General features: G+C 38.6%; 14 protein-coding genes and 1 pseudogene. 4 read left to right on the top strand and 11 right to left on the bottom strand.

What is annotated here, in order from left to right:
* Positions 1-285 precede the first annotated feature (285 nt).
* The gene (locus MKY49_RS18000) at positions 286-1,716 is read left to right on the top strand and encodes an amino acid permease (RefSeq protein WP_341386769.1); all 1,431 of its coding nucleotides are present in this window, start codon (positions 286-288) and stop codon (positions 1,714-1,716) included.
* Between the two features lie 165 nt (positions 1,717-1,881).
* Here the strand turns inward: MKY49_RS18000 and ald are convergent.
* From ald to MKY49_RS18020, 4 genes and pseudogenes are all read right to left on the bottom strand, one after another.
* A pseudogene (gene ald / locus MKY49_RS18005) lies at positions 1,882-3,011 on the bottom strand (alanine dehydrogenase).
* Positions 3,012-3,030: 19 nt separating this feature from the next.
* Positions 3,031-4,317, bottom strand: coding sequence for a kynureninase (gene kynU, locus MKY49_RS18010; protein WP_341386951.1), 1,287 nt, complete (start codon positions 4,315-4,317; stop codon positions 3,031-3,033).
* 156 nt (positions 4,318-4,473) lie between these two features.
* Positions 4,474-5,082, bottom strand: a complete 609-nt coding sequence (locus MKY49_RS18015) for a TetR/AcrR family transcriptional regulator (protein ID WP_341386770.1) — start codon at positions 5,080-5,082, stop codon at positions 4,474-4,476.
* Between the two features lie 99 nt (positions 5,083-5,181).
* The gene (locus tag MKY49_RS18020; RefSeq protein WP_341386952.1) at positions 5,182-6,030 is read right to left on the bottom strand and encodes a pyridoxamine kinase; all 849 of its coding nucleotides are present in this window, start codon (positions 6,028-6,030) and stop codon (positions 5,182-5,184) included.
* Positions 6,031-6,208: 178 nt separating this feature from the next.
* Here MKY49_RS18020 and MKY49_RS18025 point away from each other — a divergent pair, with 178 nt between their 5' ends.
* Both MKY49_RS18025 and MKY49_RS18030 read left to right on the top strand, forming a co-directional pair.
* Positions 6,209-6,763, top strand: a complete 555-nt coding sequence (locus MKY49_RS18025) for an ECF transporter S component (protein WP_312505920.1) — start codon at positions 6,209-6,211, stop codon at positions 6,761-6,763.
* 141 nt (positions 6,764-6,904) lie between these two features.
* Complete coding sequence (locus MKY49_RS18030; RefSeq protein ID WP_274794326.1) at positions 6,905-7,345, top strand: cell wall hydrolase; 441 nt, start codon at positions 6,905-6,907, stop codon at positions 7,343-7,345.
* Between the two features lie 120 nt (positions 7,346-7,465).
* Here the strand turns inward: MKY49_RS18030 and MKY49_RS18035 are convergent, their stop codons facing one another.
* The 3 genes from MKY49_RS18035 to MKY49_RS18045 all read right to left on the bottom strand — a co-directional run bounded on the left by MKY49_RS18035 (position 7,466) and on the right by MKY49_RS18045 (position 12,759).
* Positions 7,466-9,703: a 5'-nucleotidase C-terminal domain-containing protein gene (locus MKY49_RS18035; RefSeq protein ID WP_341386771.1), complete on the bottom strand. Its 2,238-nt coding sequence runs from the start codon at positions 9,701-9,703 to the stop codon at positions 7,466-7,468.
* A gap of 213 nt (positions 9,704-9,916) precedes the next feature.
* On the bottom strand, positions 9,917-11,182 hold the full coding sequence (locus tag MKY49_RS18040; RefSeq protein WP_341386772.1) for an MFS transporter: 1,266 nt from the start codon (positions 11,180-11,182) through the stop codon (positions 9,917-9,919).
* Positions 11,183-11,298: 116 nt separating this feature from the next.
* Positions 11,299-12,759, bottom strand: coding sequence for an amidase (locus tag MKY49_RS18045; protein WP_341386773.1), 1,461 nt, complete (start codon positions 12,757-12,759; stop codon positions 11,299-11,301).
* Between the two features lie 130 nt (positions 12,760-12,889).
* On the opposite strand from MKY49_RS18045, the gene MKY49_RS18050 reads away from it, so the two are divergent.
* Positions 12,890-13,621, top strand: a complete 732-nt coding sequence (locus MKY49_RS18050; protein WP_341386774.1) for a response regulator transcription factor — start codon at positions 12,890-12,892, stop codon at positions 13,619-13,621.
* A gap of 227 nt (positions 13,622-13,848) precedes the next feature.
* Here the strand turns inward: MKY49_RS18050 and MKY49_RS18055 are convergent, their stop codons facing one another.
* From MKY49_RS18055 to MKY49_RS18070, 4 genes are read right to left on the bottom strand one after another with little or no spacing between them, the layout of a single operon-like run.
* Positions 13,849-14,745 carry a hydroxymethylglutaryl-CoA lyase gene (locus tag MKY49_RS18055; RefSeq protein WP_341386775.1) on the bottom strand — a complete coding sequence of 299 codons (897 nt, stop codon included), beginning with the start codon at positions 14,743-14,745 and terminating at the stop codon, positions 13,849-13,851.
* Between the two features lie 19 nt (positions 14,746-14,764).
* A complete protein-coding gene (locus MKY49_RS18060) occupies positions 14,765-16,120 on the bottom strand; it encodes a tripartite tricarboxylate transporter permease (protein WP_341386776.1) in 1,356 nt (451 codons plus the stop codon).
* Positions 16,117-16,557 (bottom strand): hypothetical protein, encoded by a 441-nt coding sequence (locus MKY49_RS18065; protein ID WP_274794332.1) that lies wholly within the window; start codon positions 16,555-16,557, stop codon positions 16,117-16,119. Before MKY49_RS18065 ends, MKY49_RS18060 begins: the two co-directional genes overlap by 4 nt.
* A 3-nt stretch (positions 16,558-16,560) precedes the next feature.
* Positions 16,561-17,817 (bottom strand): hydroxymethylglutaryl-CoA reductase, degradative, encoded by a 1,257-nt coding sequence (locus MKY49_RS18070; RefSeq protein WP_216485256.1) that lies wholly within the window; start codon positions 17,815-17,817, stop codon positions 16,561-16,563.
* Positions 17,818-17,868: the final 51 nt, after the last annotated feature.

The raw sequence follows: 17,868 nt of genomic DNA on the forward strand, positions 1-17,868 counted from the left end.
GATAATATATCAATTATTGATACGAATGTCTTTTTTCAATGAAAAGGATAGTTATACATTTAAACACCTTAATATAATTGATATATCTTTCATTTTTATTAAAACCCTCAAACCAATATACATACACTAAACAGAAAAATACGACATTATTCAGCAAATCACGACGCATAATATTGACACAGTGTCATTTTTAAATTAGTATATGCTTATATTCACAAGATTTATAGCAATGACAGAAAGAAGTTGATCTATGAAAGGTATTATCTACACAAAGGGGCTGAAAGAATGGTTAAAAACAATCACAGTATGGAAGACATTATGGAGCGTGAGAAAGGTTTAAATAAGGGGTTAAAAACGAAGCAAATCACGATGATTGCCATAGGAGGTGCGATTGGAACTGGGTTATTTCTTGGCAGTAGTTTAGCAATTGGTCTCGCTGGTCCAAGTGTTATTCTTAGTTACGCTATAGGAGCTTTGATCGCACTATTATTAATGGGTTGTCTTGCTGAAATGACGGTTGCACATCCTACAACTGGTTCATTCGGTGCTTATGCTGAAAAATATGTAAATTCATGGTCCGGCTTTGCTATTCGATATTCTTATTGGTTTGCATTAATTTGCTCAATTGGTACAGAGGTCACAGCGGTTGCACTTTATATGCGCTACTGGTTCCCAAGTGTACCAAATGCTGTGTGGATTATATTGTTTGCTGCTATACTGCTTTATGTAAACGCTACCACAGTAAAATTATTCGGTGCTGTAGAATATTGGTTCTCGGTTGTTAAAATCGTCGCGATTGTCGGCTTTATTATTTTAGCTACGGTTGTTATTTTTGGAGCAGATAGCTCTTCCAACATTGGTATACAAAACTATTTTAATAATGGAGGCTTTTTCCCACATGGCTTCTGGGGTATGTGGATGGGGATTTTTATCTCATTATTTAGTTACTTAAGTATTGAAATGATTGCAGTAAGTGCTGGGGAGGCTGAGGATCCAAGGAAAGCTGTCCCAATAGCATTAAAATCAGCAGTAATACGTCTAATTTTATTCTATATTGTCACGCTTATCCTGATGCTCATGATTGTTCCTTGGGGAATGGCTGGTGCAGACAAAAGTCCATTCGTTAAAGTAATGGAGATTTTAAATATTCCTGGTGCGGCATCCGTCATGAACTTTGTTGTCCTAATTGCGGCGCTTTCGGCTATGAATAGCCAGCTTTACATTTCAACTCGCATGATGTTCTCACTTTCAAGAGGTGGCTTTGCGCCAAAGAAATTAGGTGAGCTCAACAAAAGACAAGTACCCACGAAGGCATTGTTTGCATCTATTATCGGTATTGTCATTGCGACAGTATTCTCTATTTTTAAGCCAGAATCAGCTTTATCGCTTATGATTTCAATATCAAGCTTTGGTGCAATGTTTGCATGGTTTATGATTTTTATCACCCATTTATTTTTCCGTAAAAAATACAAGGCAAAAGATGGAGAAAAACTGCCAGTACGTATGATTGGTTATCCTTATTTAACAATCCTAGGTGCCGTTTTATTAGCTTCAGTTGTATTATCAACATGGTTTTCTCCTGACTTTAAGGCAACATTACTTGTTGGTTTCCCATGGCTACTCTTCATTTCCATCTGTTATTTTGTTTGGAAAAAAGTAAATGAAGCGAGAAATCGTGTCATTAAAAATGAGCTTGAGGAAGAACATATCATTTAACACAGTTGCTTTACCGTCGACATAGATAAGATACCTCCAAGACAGATAGGGATAAGCTGCCATCTTGGAGGTATTTTTCTGAATTTATTCCTCATTAAAAGCCTGAGTCCCTAACTACCGAACTCAGACTGTTTAATATTATTAAATCCTTCACTTTTTAGAGTGCTATAATACAAGCTGACCTTTTAGAAGGTCCTCTGCACTTTCATATGGTAGCTGTAATGCTTCAGCAACCTTACTCATCGTAATCTTACCTTGATAAACATTCAAGCCTTTTCGTAATGCTTCGTTTTGTAATAGTGCTTCCTTATAACCATTTGCTGCAATTTGTAGCGCATACGGCAATGTCACATTTGTTAAAGCCATGGACGATGTTTTTGGCACCGCACCTGGCATATTACCTACTGCATAATGCACAACACCATGCTTTTCGTATGTTGGATGATCGTGTGTTGTCACATGGTCTGCTGTTTCCACAATTCCACCTTGGTCAATAGCTACGTCTACGATAACAGAGGCTGGCTGCATATCCTTAACCATGTCCTCCGTGACGAGTCGTGGCGCTTTAGCACCAGGAATAAGTACTGCACCAATAACCAAGTCAGCTGTTTTGAGTTGTTCTGCAATATTAAAGCTATTCGATATTAACGTTTGAATACTATCACCGAAAATCTCTTCAAGCTGGCGTAGGCGTGCCGGATTAACATCTAGAATGGTTACGTTTGCACCTAACCCTACAGCAATTTTTGCTGCACTATAGCCTACAACTCCACCACCTATAATGGTTACATTGCCCTTTGCTACACCTGGCACGCCACTTAGTAATATGCCTTTACCGCCATTTGTTTTTTCTAAATAATGTGCACCGATTTGCGCAGCCATTCGTCCAGCAACTTCTGACATTGGAGCAAGTAGCGGCAGGCTACCATCTGCAAGTTGGACCGTTTCATAGGCAATGGCCACCACTCCCTTTTCTAATAACGCCTTCGTTAATGCTTCATCGGCTGCTAGATGTAAGTAAGTAAATAATATTTGCCCCTTGTAAAAATAATCGTATTCCGAAGCGATCGGTTCTTTTACTTTCATGACCATTTCTGCAGCCCATGCATCCTTCGCTGTTGGAACAATTGTTGCACGGACTCCATATATTGCTCATCTGTAAAATTTGAACCAAGACCTGCGTTCGATTCAATTAGCACTGTATGTCCCTCAGCTATTAAAACACTAGCACTTGCAGGCGTTAACGCGACACGATTCTCCATTACTTTTATTTCCTTAGGTACACCAATAATCATCTAATTCCCACCTTTTTTGTTATGCTACGATTTCACGTTCGTTTTTGAATTGCTCATACAACTTTTCATCCATAATGGTCTTTAAAATTTGCATAACTTCATAAACTTCCTCAAATGAGTTGTACAGTGCCACAGGTGCAATACGTATACCATTTGGTGCTCTAAAATCAGGAACAACTCCCTTCGCCTTCAATGCCTTACAAATACGAGCTGAATCTGAATGTGTAAGATAGACATGACCACCGCGCAAGTCATTGTTCACTGGGCAATTTAATGCAAAGTCGTAATCACCTAAATAATAATTGTATAGTTGAATAAAATACTCTGTTAGCTGCATGGATTTCTCACGAATGCGTGTAATTCCTACTTCATTAAAAAGTTCCAGTGCACCTAGTAGTGGTGCTAGGCTTAATAAATGTGGTGTCCCCATTTGGTAGGCACTTACATTTTGGGCTTGTATAAGGCTTGTTTCCATATCAAATTGCTTCGCTTTATCGGAACTGAACCAGCCTGCCAATCCAGGCTTTGTACCAAAATGCTTCTCATGTACAAACAACCCAGCAACTGCACCAGGTCCTCCATTTAGATGTTTATAGTTACACCAGAAGGCAAAGTCTACATCCCAATCATGAAGGGAATGCTCTACAGAACCAACTGAGTGGCAAAGATCAAAGCCTATTAAAATACCACGTTGATGCGCCTCTTTTGTTAACGCTTTCATATCTAGAATTTGACCGCTTCTATATAACACGCCAGGTAGTACAATCAAAGCTACATCTTCTGTCATTGCTGCAACAATATCCTCATGCGTATAATAGTGCCCGTCCTGACTACGTATATATTGAATATGCTCCTCGATATTTTCGTAGTGTAAACCTAGCTGGCTTTGTACAGCATATAAATCTGTTGGAAAGTTTAATTCGTCAATAACAATTTTTGTTTTCTTGCCTTTTGGCTTATAAAACGTTGCAATCATTTGATGCAGGTTAACAGTAGTAGAGCCAGTTGCAATGACTTCCTCTGGTTTCGCACCTACGATCTTTGAAAGCTGAGCACCTACCTGCTCTGATAAAAAGAACCAAGGATGCTCCCCTTGTGTCCATCCATCAATGCCATGCTGCTTCCAAGAATCCAAAAGCTTCAACAAGCTAGCCTCTGCTCTCTTTGATAACAGTCCTAATGAATTCCCATCAAAATAAATTGTGCCTGGTTGAAGATAAAATTGTTCTCTAAATTCTTTTAAATCATCATTTTTGTCTAAAAAAGCTGCGTATTCTCTTGTAGGATTAAATTCCATTATAAACACCTCACTTTTGAAATGATGGTAGCATTGCAATCTATTAACCATCTTATACTCATCTTATCAAAAAGTGACACAGTGTCAATATTTTTAAAAGAGGAATTTTTAAGTTTAAAATCTAATTTTTATCACATTAAACAGAAAAACCTCCAACAAGGGAGGTTAATCTATATAGAGGCCTTTAATATAAAAGTGTACAATTAATTCTACGTTTTCCTCGATCGAAACATTTTTATCTTGCAAGCAACGCCAAAGGAAGTTCTCATTTATGTGATACCACATATGCGCTACATCCTTAGCATTTAAATGGGGTAAGGCAATATTATTATGTTGTACATATAAAATATCCTTCTCAATATGATCAATAAAATGTTGCTGGACAAGAGACCATTTGTGACGTATTTCCTCTGACACACCAATCGCCTCTTGCACTAGCCTCATCAATTTCTCATTTTCAATACCTTGTTTATTGAACGCTTTTACCTGATATGTAATTTGCTCCCTCGCCTCTTCCTTTGATTTTGGAACAAAACTTAGCTTCGCAATACTGTACATTTTTTCAAGAAGCGAATCAATTATTTCTATTAACAGGGCATCCTTATTAGAAAAATAAACGTATGCTGTGCCATGGCCTACACCAGCTTCTTTAATAATTTGCTTCATTGTTGCTTTCTGAAAGCCCAGTTCAAAAAAAACCTTTTTCCCCGCCTCAATTAATGTCTTGCGTGTTTCATGAGCACGGTCTTGCTTTATCTGACTACGATTCTTCATAATACACCAACTTCCACTTTCTCTATGCCTTTATTATACAAAAGATACACTACTATTACTTTCCGATGTCATTAATGTACGATCAAATGACTACAATCACTAAAGGAGCATTCGTAAAAACTGTTCAAAATGCACGCCTGCCTCGGGTGGAACTTGCTCCTTCGATGTTGCTTCAATGGCAGCGGCTAAAAATGTCTCCGCTAGCTTCATGGACTCCACTAAATCTTGCCCACGCATCATGCCACCCATTATGATGGATGCGAATAGATCCCCTGTGCCTGAATAGCTTTGACCGTTGTAGTTGCGAATACTATGAAAAGACCGCTTCGCATCGACATACATATTCCCAACATAACGCTTGTCCGCATCTGCTACTGGTGGGTTCAAGCCAGTAATAATGACATTGGCTCCAGTTTCCTGCTGTAGATGTTGACCTGCTTCTTCTAGGGCATGAATATAGTCTAAATCATTTTGATAGCTCAGTAGCTTTTCATATGGCAAGCCCGTAAGCAAGCAGCATTCCGTAACATTAGGGGTAATAATGTCCGCACACTTCACTAATTCTTTCATCCGATCAAGTAATTCTCCTGTGAACATTTTATAGACTTCGCCATGATCGCCCATTACTGGATCAACAAGCAATGTCGTTTTATCGGAGTGAAACACGTCTAAAAATCGAAAGATATTATCTATTTGCTCCTTCCCTGTGACAAAGCCTGTGTGAATACCGTCAAAGGTAGCCCCTAGCTTGCTCCATTCGTCTACGAAGAAATCCATCTTTGACGTTAAATCTTCACAATAAAAGCTCGAATACCCAGTTTGCGCCGTTAAAATAGCTGTTGGTAGCGGCACGGCTTGCACACCCATCACAGATAGCACTGGCATCGCAGCTGTTAATGAGCATTTCCCAAAGGAAGACATATCCTGAATGACAGCAACTTTTTTCATCATACATTCCACCTTACTAATCCTGCTTATACTCATCTCATCGTATCATAATTAGAAGAATGCGAAAATAACCTCAATCTGACCCCTAATTTTTTTATAAAATTGACACTTTCACAACAGTCAGTCCTTTGTTAAAGTAAAAATCATCAAAATATTCATCATAGTGAGGAAGAGACAAATGCAAAATATACAAAGGCCATCATCCTATACAAAATCACGCACCAAAACATTTGATTTAGTTATTACAGCGATTTTAGCAGCACTTGTTTTCGTTGCTACAATGTTTATCAATCTAAAGCTACCGTTTGGTCAAGGTGGGCTTATTCACTTAGGGACATCCATGCTTTTTATTTCTGCCATTTTATTTGGGCCTAAAAAAGGAGCTCTTGCTGGAGCAATTGGAATGGGCTTATTCGATATCGTAGGGGGCTGGTTAATTTGGGCACCTACTACTATTATTTCTCGTGCATTACAGGGCTTCATCGTTGGTAAAATTGCTTGGTCAAAAGGTCATAAAGGCGACAATATTGGATTCAACATTTTAGGTGCAGTAGTATCAATGCCTGTGATGATTGCTGTGTACTATATTGGGCAGGCCATTATGTTTAATAGCTGGGTTGCACCATTGGCATCCATTCCAGGAGACGTCATTCAAAACATCGTTGGTTTAATTATTGCCATCCCTGTTTGTGTAGTGCTAAAAAAAACACCCTATTTCAGAAGGAATTTTTAAATTGAAACACGCCATCTTGCTGTTTAGCCCACAGCTTAGATAGCGTGTTTTTATATTTTGTCAGTATGCCAAACAAATGATTTTACAGATAAAGTGAAACTAGCCTAGTTCTTTTTCATACTATAAGGTGGAGGTGTAAAAATGCCAAGAGTAAAATATCGCGATGCAGACGTTGCTTTAATGGCTAGGATGATGAGAGCTGAGGCTGAGGGTGAAGGAAAACAAGGCATGTTATACGTTGGCAATGTCATTGTAAATCGCGCAGTAGCAACTTGTTTAGATTTTAACGATGTCAGAACAATCGAGCAAGTGATTTACCAGGTACAAGGAGGAAACTTTTCGTTTGAAGCTGTTCAAAAAGGTAATATGTTTTATCAAAGAGCAAGAGAATCCGAAAAAAGATTGGCGAAACAGAACCTAGACTACTGGCGAGATCATCCAGCAAAATACGCACTTTGGTACTTCAATCCATATGCGCCATGTCCCCCAACATGGTACGGCCAACCGTTTACTGGTCAATTTAAGAACCATTGTTTCTACGAGCCCGCACCAGGAACTTGTGAGAGTGTTTATACGGGGTAAGAGATTACTTGAGCTACGTTAAAAAGTATTTTCATCGCGATTCCGTACCTGTAAGCTTTTCAAAGTGCTGAATTAAAAAAAGCTGAAGGAATAGTTGTTCCTTCAGCCTTTTACTACTGCTTATTTTTTAATCTTTACATATTTGCTATAAACATAGCCCGTTTTATCTTGATAAGCTATTTTATACCAGCCTTGCACTTCACCTAAAATGGCAATTTCAGTATTCTTTGAAATTGTTCCAATTACTTTTCCTGAGTTCGATGGCTTTGAACGTACATTTAAGTGATAGGCCGTAACAATGCCTTTAGGTGATTCTGGTTGAGTAACAACAGGCTTTGATTTGTCTGGAGCTGGCTTACTTGGATCCTCAGGCTTTTCTCCCGGCTTATCTTGTCCCTGTTCAGCCTTAGGATTATTCATTGCTTTTACCAACTTCTGATAAAATTCGCCTGTCGTTTTAACCCCAGCAAATTGGCTTGCATCAACATTTGCTTTTGTTGCTAGCTCTTTTATTTCTTCTTTTGTAATCACATCTTTTACATTAATAGATGCGATATTTGTATATTTTCCATCTTCTGTTGTAGGGATAGATAAAATGTCTTTATTGATTAATTCAACAACAGCAGCACGAGCTGGCGATTTCGTATCAACTCCAATGATTTTCCAATTATTTTGGATCACTGGCTCATACACACCGTTCATCTCTTCTTTTAAATATCGAATGGCTAGATTACGGATAGTACCTCCTGTTTCTCCATAGGCACTTTCTTCTTTAGAGGACCAGATCATATTGAACTTACGCCCTTCAAGTGCTTGACCTTTTGATACAAGAAAATCCATTCGATAAGAGTTCATACCAAGCTTTAAATTGTCTTCCATCTTAATTGGCGTACCGTCTAATTTGCGTAGATTTTTGATTCTGTTACCTGGCTGCTCCGTTAAATCGATGTCATATTTTACATTTCCGAAATAATCATTCGTACTATATTTAGAGGAACGACGAGTTTTATCAAAACTAATCGTCACATCTCCATCTCGTGTGCTATTAAAATAGCCAACTGCCCATTCCATATAATCTTTTAAATCTTTGCCCGTCACTTCATAAACAGATACTTCTCCACCAGCAAATTGATAATTATAAGCGATATCCTTTTTCTTAATAGGGCCTACATCCAATGAAGCTTTATCATTATCAATTTGATGCGCTACTACATCTGCCTTACTATAATGTAGCATGACCTCATGGAAAAAGTCTGATAAAGGTGTTTCTTGAATGTGTACAGTTGGTATGCCTTTAATTTCATTTTTAGGGACAAGATTTGTTCCTTTAAGTTGTGCTACTTCGATATTAGCATCTTTACGTGCAAACTCATGGTATGGCTTCAACGTTTCTTCTAGTTCTTTATCAGATTCAACGAATGTTCCATCTTCTTTCTTTACTGGAATAGTCGAAGCATCTTTTTCTTTTAGCTCTAATTGTTCGCCTTGGCGAGTAAATGTTAAATCAATACGTGAAATATGTGTGCCATATTTATTTGGCTCAGTTATAAAAACGCCGTTCACATCTTCTTTATTAATTAGAACATGATTATGCCCTGCAAAAATAGCTGCAAGCTCTGGAATAGCATTAGCCATTTCCTTTACGCCTGTCCCAGGAACACCATTTTCATTTTCTAGCCCCATATGCATCAGGCCAATCATAACATCTACTTTACCTTCTAATTCCTTAACAACCTTTTTAGTCTCTTCTATTGGGTTTTTGATCACTAATCCATCTAAATGATTTGTGCCCTTCTCATACTCTGTAATTAACGGTGTTACCATGCCAATAACGCCGATCTTAACACCTTCACGCTCAATAATTGTATAAGCGGGTAAATAACGTTCTCCATTTTCTTTATAAACGTTCCCAGCAAGTCTTGCTCCATTAAATTGGCTAGAAACTTTATCTAAGACATCCAAACCAAAATTGAACTCATGATTACCATATGTCCAAGCTTCATAGCCCATTTCATTGACTGCGACCATCATTGGGGATTGTGGCTGATCATTGAATAATTCTGCAGAATTATCCTGTATTAAATCTCCATTTTCCAATAAGATAGTATTCGGATTTTCATGACGAATATCTTTAATAATAGTATATAACTGCGTTAAACTTCCTGTGAGATTTGGTCCATCCACCGCATAATCCCAAGGCATAGAGCGGCCATGAATATCTGACGTAGCGAGGAGTGTAATATGTATATCTTTATCTTCCTCTTGTGCATTGACAGGCGTTGGCGTAACGACAATTCCTGTTGCCAGAATCAATACTGCCATACTTAGTATAGATATAACTTGTTTCAATCGATTCATTTCCTAGTTTTCTCCCTTTTAATTCTGAATTTTAAGATGCCTAACCAGTGTAGCATGTATGGTGATGCCTAACCAGGTAAAATCTATCATAAAAGTAATATCATTTCATAGTTTTAACAGATTTTAGCGTGAGTAAGAGGAAAAAAGCTATAGTAAAGGGATATTGAATAAGAGTTCAATACCCCTAATCAGACTTATATCTCATAGAATCCACTAGCCATTGTCAATCTGCGCTCTCTCTCGCTTTTCCTTTAATAACAGTACGCCCATCAAGCCGATCACGGAGAATAGGACTGGCGAAACGAAGCCATAGTAATATCCATCACTTACATTGCCTGTGGCTGCTTGAAAATAATCTAAAATATAACCAAAAATAATTGGTAGCAATGCTGCACTTAGAAAGCCCCCTGTATTAGCAAAACCAGAAACGATACCAGATTCAGTAATAGGGAACGTTTGACGAACAGCCGCAAAGGTTAAGGCACTGGCGCCATAGCCAAAGCCAATAATAAAGAACAGTACGATGAGCACCCAAAATGACGGATGCCCTTTTACTATAAGAAAGGAAAACCAACTCAATAAAACGGTCATTTGAATAGCGATATAGGGTCTTTTAATTGTTCCTAGCCAGCCGGCAACCCAACTCATTAAAGGAGCTCCTATCAGCGCCCCGATTAGGCCAATCATAATTAGCTGACTAGCCTCTGAACGTGTCATTTCATACATGTCGATGCCGTACGGTACTGCCCACGAACTAATAAAACCAACATAACCTCCAACAACTCCAAAATGACAAAAAAATAAGGCCCATGCTTGCCTACTTGAAAATATTCTTCTTATTACTATAGAAGTTTTTTCACGAGGTACTTCCTCAGTGATCACTGCTGGTTTCTCTGGAATGATACGTTTGGTATTTTTCACAAGCACAAAATAAAGAAGCCCACCACATAACAATAATAATAAGCCCGTTGAAAAAAATGTGATACGCCAACCAAATAAAAGAATCAATGTAGCAAAAGGAACTGTTGCCAATAAAAAACCTAGACTCCCTGTCATACCTGCAAAGCCGATTAAGCGAACAAACTCCTTTTTATGAAACCATTGTGCCAAAATAAGCACCATATTCACCCATATGGTCGCGTCCCCTACCCCTGTTAACATTCTAGAAAAAAACAGCACAAACTCATGTGTACCTAAGCTGTAAAGAATTGTCCCTAATCCTGTAAGCGTAGCACCAAAGATGAGAAAAAAATTCGGTCCAAAGCGATCTGCTAAAATCCCCATAGGAATCTGCAAACTTGTATACACAAAAAATTGGATACTCGTTAATAGCCCGATAGTGGAGGCTGTTACACTAAAATCCCTCATCAATTGGTCTGTAATTAACCCTGGAGCAGTTCTTTGACTTGCCATTAACAAATAGGTAAACAATACAGAAACAAACACAATCCACCTGTACCTATGATGTTGTTTGCCCAATAATCACTACTCCTATTAGCTTTTATTTTATATATATGTAATTTTGATTGTAAGGAAGACCAGCTTTTTCAAGAATAAAACGCACCTAATCGATACTAGGTGCGTTTATCCCTATATTATACGGCGGGCTGAGGCTGTTCACTGACATGTACTGCCGGTTTACGATCTTTCCAAGGCATTGCTTCCTCTAATTGTCTACCTAGCTGTAATAGCGTCAGTTCATCTGCAAATTTACTTGTAAATTGTAGACCGATTGGTAGGCCAGATTTACTTTCGGCTAAAGGCAATGATAAGGAAGGCTGACCAGTAGCATTGAATAAATTTGTAAATGGCGCATACGTAAAAATTTGCTCTGTCCATTCAACAGCTGAAATGTTAGGATTATTGGCATTTAATTCACCAATTTTCGCAGGGAGAGTGCCGATTGTTGGGGTCAATAAGATGTCGTAGTCTTCAAAAAAGCCCGCTACTTGACGTGAAACAACTGCATTTGTATGAATAGCTTCTAATAAATCAGCCGCCTTTAACTGACCACCATATTCATAGCATTTCCAAATGGCTGCTTCAATATTTTCTGGAGAAACTGCTTTACCCGTCCCCGCTGCTGCACCCTGAATCATTTGATAAATATTCGCTGTCCAAATAGCAACCGTCGCCTTTGTAAATGACGCTTGCTCATATTTCGGACGAGCTTCAACTACTTCGTGTCCCAGGTCCTTTAACATTTGAACAGTTTTATGAACAGCCTCTATGCATTCAGGGTCTACAAATGCTCCGGAATTTGTTTCTGTTGTCCAGGCAATTTTTAAAGGGCGTACTTTTTCATGGATTAGCTGTCCGTATGGTGCATGTGTTACTTCTAATTTGGAATAGCTCCCTAAATCAGGACCTGCTACTTGATCCAGTAGCACCGCTGTATCACGAATTGTACGAGTTACAGCGAACTCGATTGCAATACCATTTAAAGGCTCGCTATTGAATGGACCAGCTGGAACTCTTCCTCGTGTAGGCTTTAATCCAACTAACCCACTACAGGAAGCGGGAATACGAATAGAACCACCACCATCATTCGCATGGGCAATTGGTACAATACCACTCGCAACAGCTGCTGCTGACCCACCACTTGAACCACCTGGACTATGCTGTAAATTCCACGGATTACGTGTGGCACCATAAATAACTGCTTCAGTAGCTGCATTATAGCCAAACTCAGGTGTAGTCGTAGTACCTGCTAAAATCAAACCAGCCTTTCTAAAGCGCGCCATTAATTCACTATCAACAGGCATAACTGTATTTTCCCCTATACGACTCCCCATACTATGCGGGACACCCTCTGCATGTAACACAAGCTCTTTAATTAAAAACGGAACACCTGCAAACGGAGCGTTTTCATCAACCTTCTCAATGGCTTTATCAGCCTGCTCTTCTAACACACTAACTACCGCATTAATGGATGGGTTTACTTTCTTTATCCCTTCTAACGCTAGTTTTTTTAGCTCCTGCGGTGTTACTTCCTTTGATTTAACTAGTTCGGCTAACCCCATGCCATCATATGATGCATACTCTTGTAAATTCATATCATCACCTCATATAGTAGTAATCTTACAACTATAATGTAATGAATATTCTAATTATTTAATATTACCCGAAAGGATAATTCTCCTCAAAGTAGAATATAAAAGCATAAGAGAGAAACGAGGTGTTTTCATGTTTTACGAAAATGATGTAGAAAACATTCTTAAAGCTAGCTATCATATTTCAAATATGAATGTAAAACAAAGTAATGAAAGCTTTAAAAGAGAACTGTTGCAAATGTTAAGTCAACATCTCGACTATCACCATATGCTTTTTTGGGAACTATCAAATAACGAATTAAATGCCCCAGTGCTTTTTAATATAGAAGGTCATACGATTAATGATTACTTACAAAGCTATAAACACCTTGATCCATTACACCCTCAAAATATAAATTCACAGCATTCTATTCACCTAATGACCAAGAATGAAATTATGTGCCCTCAAAAACAAACACACTATAAAGAAGTCTTTTTAAAAGAAAATCGCTATAAAGATGAAATGGCCATGTATTTAAAGGTAGACAATAAACCCGTAGCAGTTATCGGCTTTTTAAGAACATTGGGCGAGAAGCTATTTAATGAAAAAGATATGTTAAAGCTAGTATATTTGAAAAGAAATATCGAAAACATGTACTCCCTACATCACTATTCACAGCCCTCTATCCTATTTGAAATGACAGAACGAGAACGTGACGTGTTGAATTTTGTTTTCAAAGGCTTAAAAAATGGAGAAATCGCCCAGCAATTATTCGTCAGCGAAAATACCATCAAAAAACACCTTCAAAACCTCTACAGAAAATTTCAAGTAACCAATCGCACCCAACTGCTGGCAAAGTGTTTAAAGTATATTGACCATGTTTAATAGGCTCCTTCATAGAATTCAAAGGTAGTGTAAATTGGTTTCAAATAAGCTTCTACCCCTCATATATGATTTTATTATACTAATGAACGATTGATTTAACAGCTTCCAATTTTTCCTCCGTAGAAAAAACTGCATCACCAATTGGTAGAGTGTGTCTATCAATTGGTGTGCAGTTCTGATTTTGACTCTATCTATAGGGGAGAAGGTCCCACCCCATATCCTTTTTCTTAATTACTTTGTACTTTATAAACTTTACTATCAAGCTGTCTATTTATTGCCTGCTGTAAAAATCGTGTAGCGGTAAACAATTTTTCTTCATCAATATTCGTTTGCACGCCTAAACGATGCAGGAAATTCACTAAATCATTCGTTGCCACATTACCGCTTGCACCAGGGGCATAGGGGCACCCCCCTAAACCTCCAATAGCACTGTCGTATTTTGTAATCCCCAGCTCAAGTGCTGCAAATATATTCGCTAAAGCACGGCCATACGTATCATGAAAATGAAGGGCAAACAAATCACTATCGTATTGAGTGAGTAACTCTGATAAAATAGCCTTTACTTGTACAGGATCCGCTACACCAATCGTATCACCGAGTGAAATTTCAGCTACACCCATTTCTAAATAGGCATCAATTATTTTCTTGACTGTTTGAAGTTTTACTTCATCACCAAACGGACTGCCAAATACAGTTGAAATATAGCCTCTTAACGGTATACCTTCCCGATTTGCTACTTCGGCTACAGCTTTTAAGTTTTGCAAAGATTGATTAATTGAAGCGTTTACATTACTTTGATTATGCTCCTCAGAAGCAGATATAAATAAAGCAATATCATCAACCTTTTGTTGGATGGCTCCTTCTATCCCTTTCATATTAGGCACAAGAGCTGCATACGTTATTTTTTCATGACGTGTGATTTGCTCGAATACTTCATGATGATCGGCTAAAGCCGGTATCCACTTGGGACTAACAAAAGAGGATACTTCGATATGGCGGACACCTGTTTCACTTATTAAGTTAATCCATTGCACTTTCAAATCAGTTGGAATAAAAATTTTCTCATTTTGTAAGCCGTCACGCGGACCAACTTCCCTTATTTCTACTGCTTTTGGTAAGTTCATCAAGATACACTTCCTTTAATTAAATGCCGAACAGCTGTAGCATAATCCAGCTTGATGCGTAGAATACCATGAATTGCACACCGGCCCCTACACCTAAAATACGATTTAATAAACCACCAACAGTTGCGACTGTAAATGTTAACACTACTCCTAGTAATTGTGCCTCGTTATAGGCAAGCAAAAACGCTAATCCGATGAACATCGCTACGATTGCTTCCTGGCTAATATATTTCAATACTAATACAGATGCTTTACGTGCATAATTCATCGCAAATGGATAAGCAATCAAAGCGGCTACACTAATACCGATTAACCCAAAAATGAAAAAGTCCCATGAAGACATTAGCGTGTGTAAGTTGTTAACTGGATCTACTGTAAAAATCGGTGGTGCATTAAATAAAGGTGATGCTGGTCCAAGTGCTACTGGGCTTAACGGAATACCGAATGCAATTAATGGAATAATCGCTTCAGCTATATAAGTCGATTCCGTTACACCATTCATGACAGTAAGACTCGTTGTTGATTTTTTATAGGCACCTTTTGTGCGAGAGCCTACAATTTCTCCCATCAAAGATGTCATCCCAACAGGACTGAAGACAAATGTAAGGGAGGAAAGAAACGTTGTAATGCTCGTAAAAATGATCTGCCTTTTCGATAAAATTTTAAATGGATTCGGGAAATAGCCTTTCCAAGACTTCGTTTCGGGAGCAAGATTATATTGATTTGGCTTACTGCGAGCTAGATCATTTTTAGCAACAGAAGAAGCCGCCATTAAAATATTACAAAACATCGGTCCAATCGCAATTCCTAAAAAGAATGTAATACTTAAATGTTTATCCAGCATCGCGAAGCTAACGCTATCTAAAGCTTTTATGAAAAATGCAAATGGAATAATAATTAAAATACTTGCCCATTTTCCTTTTGAAAAGAATGCGATTAAAATAGCGGCAAGTGTAAAAATGATGCCTGATGAAGATTTAAAAAAATCGGCAAATTGACCTAAAAACTGACCTAACAGTACAGCTGTTGGTAGGGCGATAAATGCACCGATAACGCCGCCAGAAATCATTTTACGTAGTGCAACGTGCGGCATCCCTAAACGGCGTAATGTATTGGCATGGTCGATCAACGGTACAGCCGTTGTATCCCCTGGAATTCCTAATAACGCAGTTGGGACAGCATGTGTTAAATGCTTAGCTAACACGCCTGCCATGAAAAAGGCGAATACCCCTTCAGGAGGCGCTCCCAGCAAAATAACTAACAAAGTAATTGGTACCATAATCGCTGTTTCATCTGTACCCGAAATAAGCCCAATGACAGTAAAGATAGCTGCACCAAGAAGTGCAAATAAAAGAGCTATTAAATAAATACTCATTTTTTATCCGCTCCTTTCAAGCCTTGTAAGCTAGAAAGAATACCAAAATCCTCAAGCTCTTTTTTTGTCACTGGATCTTCCTCGATTAAACGTATTTCCTCGTCTATATCAATTTGTAAATCCTCAAATGCTTCCTTTAAAGAATGACTAGATGCCTCATCTTCTACTAAAATACGCTTTGGTTTAAAAAGAATCGTATTAATAGCGACAACAATCAGAATACCCGTGATTCCTGTTAACAGTGAATAAGAGTTAATCATTTGAGGGTCGGCAAACTTCGGAAAAACCCACTGACCAAACTGATAGCCTAAAAAGCTTGCGGCAACGCTTAAAATAATTGAAATAATCAACTGATTGCCAGAAACCGTGTCTCCTAAAATTTCAATAAACTTCTTTTCCTCTACCTTTTTTTGCTCATTGTATGGAGTATTCGCCATGTATTATTCACCTCGCAGAGAGTTTGTAATCTCTAAAACACGATCATAACGGAAATCCTTCTCTTCTACCGCCTGCTGCACAACACGATCAATAATATCGCCTGTTGCCCCAGCCATTACAGCCAAGTTTTTCGCATGCAGACGCATATGACCAGATTGAATACCCTCTGCTGAAAGTGCGCGTAAGCTTGCTAGATTTTCTACTAATCCTACTGCGGCAATGTAGCTAGCTAGCTCCTCTGCAGATTGCACATCCATAATTTTTAGCGCTGCTTTTGCAACAGGGTGAGTCTTTGTAGCCCCTCCTACAATACCAACAGCTAATGGCAATTCCAACGTACCAACAAGATTGCCTGCTTTATTTAGCTCCCACGTCGTTAAAGAGCGATATCTACCAGAACGAGCAGCATAGGCATGAGCACCAGCCTCAACAGCACGCGTATCGTTACCCGATGCCAATACCGCAGCTGTAATACCATTCATAACCCCTTTATTATGTGTGGCAGCCCGATACGGGTCAGCATCTGCAAATTCGTAAGCACTTACAATATTTTTGGCAATTTCTATACCGCCAAGCATATCTGTCGAGAATTCACCACGCGCACGGACAATACGCTTATCTGCTAAATTTGAAATAATTCGGAGCACAACTCGTCCATTTGTAATCCGTTCGATTAATGGTGACACAGATTCTGCCATCGTATTGACAGCGTTTGCCCCCATTGCATCCTTCGTATCTACGATTAAATGGACGACAACCATTGTTTCTTTTGCTGTGTCGATTAAGTGTACTTCTATATCCTTGACTCCACCGCCTAACTTGACTAACGTTGGATCTTTTTCATTACAATGCTCGATGATCTCATTTTTATGTTCAAAAATTTTCGCCCTTGCTGCATGAGGGTCCTCAATATTTAATACCTGAATCTGTCCACGCATAACTGTTCCCGAGCTGGAAGTAAAAATACCACCTAACTCATATGCTGCACGAGCCGCATTACTAGCCGCAGCGATTACAGACGGCTCTTCCGTAGCCATCGGAATAAATACCTCCTTGCCATTCACCTTAAAGTTGGCCGCTACCCCTAGAGGCACTGAAATATGTCCAATAACATTTTCAACCATTGCATCTGCAAGCTCTAATGAAATTCCACTTTTTAAAGCTTCAACTTCCTCGTTGGTTAAATTTGATTTTTCAGCGATTAGCTTAATTCGCTCTTCTACTGAAAGTAAATAAAATCCCTTAATTCGTGAAGTCATCCCCATACCCCCAAAAATAAAAAAGTGTAATATAATTCAACTTAGTTGAAT

It is taken from the genome of Lysinibacillus sp. FSL M8-0134 (assembly GCF_038069745.1).
Lineage (GTDB): Bacteria > Bacillota > Bacilli > Bacillales_A > Planococcaceae > Lysinibacillus > Lysinibacillus irui.

Bases quoted from the DNA above. Each gene is read 5' to 3' on its own strand.
- MKY49_RS18015 (WP_341386770.1), bottom strand. From the start codon at position 5,082: ATGAAGAATCGTAGTCAGATAAAGCAAGACCGTGCTCATGAAACACGC.
- MKY49_RS18020 (WP_341386952.1), bottom strand. From the start codon at position 6,030: ATGAAAAAAGTTGCTGTCATTCAGGATATGTCTTCCTTTGGGAAATGC.
- MKY49_RS18050 (WP_341386774.1), top strand. From the start codon at position 12,890: ATGTTTTACGAAAATGATGTAGAAAACATTCTTAAAGCTAGCTATCAT.
- MKY49_RS18070 (WP_216485256.1), bottom strand. From the start codon at position 17,817: ATGACTTCACGAATTAAGGGATTTTATTTACTTTCAGTAGAAGAGCGA.
- MKY49_RS18030 (WP_274794326.1), top strand. From the start codon at position 6,905: ATGCCAAGAGTAAAATATCGCGATGCAGACGTTGCTTTAATGGCTAGG.
- MKY49_RS18035 (WP_341386771.1), bottom strand. From the start codon at position 9,703: ATGAATCGATTGAAACAAGTTATATCTATACTAAGTATGGCAGTATTG.
- MKY49_RS18000 (WP_341386769.1), top strand. From the start codon at position 286: ATGGTTAAAAACAATCACAGTATGGAAGACATTATGGAGCGTGAGAAA.
- MKY49_RS18025 (WP_312505920.1), top strand. From the start codon at position 6,209: ATGCAAAATATACAAAGGCCATCATCCTATACAAAATCACGCACCAAA.
- MKY49_RS18060 (WP_341386776.1), bottom strand. From the start codon at position 16,120: ATGAGTATTTATTTAATAGCTCTTTTATTTGCACTTCTTGGTGCAGCT.
- MKY49_RS18065 (WP_274794332.1), bottom strand. From the start codon at position 16,557: ATGGCGAATACTCCATACAATGAGCAAAAAAAGGTAGAGGAAAAGAAG.
- MKY49_RS18045 (WP_341386773.1), bottom strand. From the start codon at position 12,759: ATGAATTTACAAGAGTATGCATCATATGATGGCATGGGGTTAGCCGAA.
- MKY49_RS18055 (WP_341386775.1), bottom strand. From the start codon at position 14,745: ATGAACTTACCAAAAGCAGTAGAAATAAGGGAAGTTGGTCCGCGTGAC.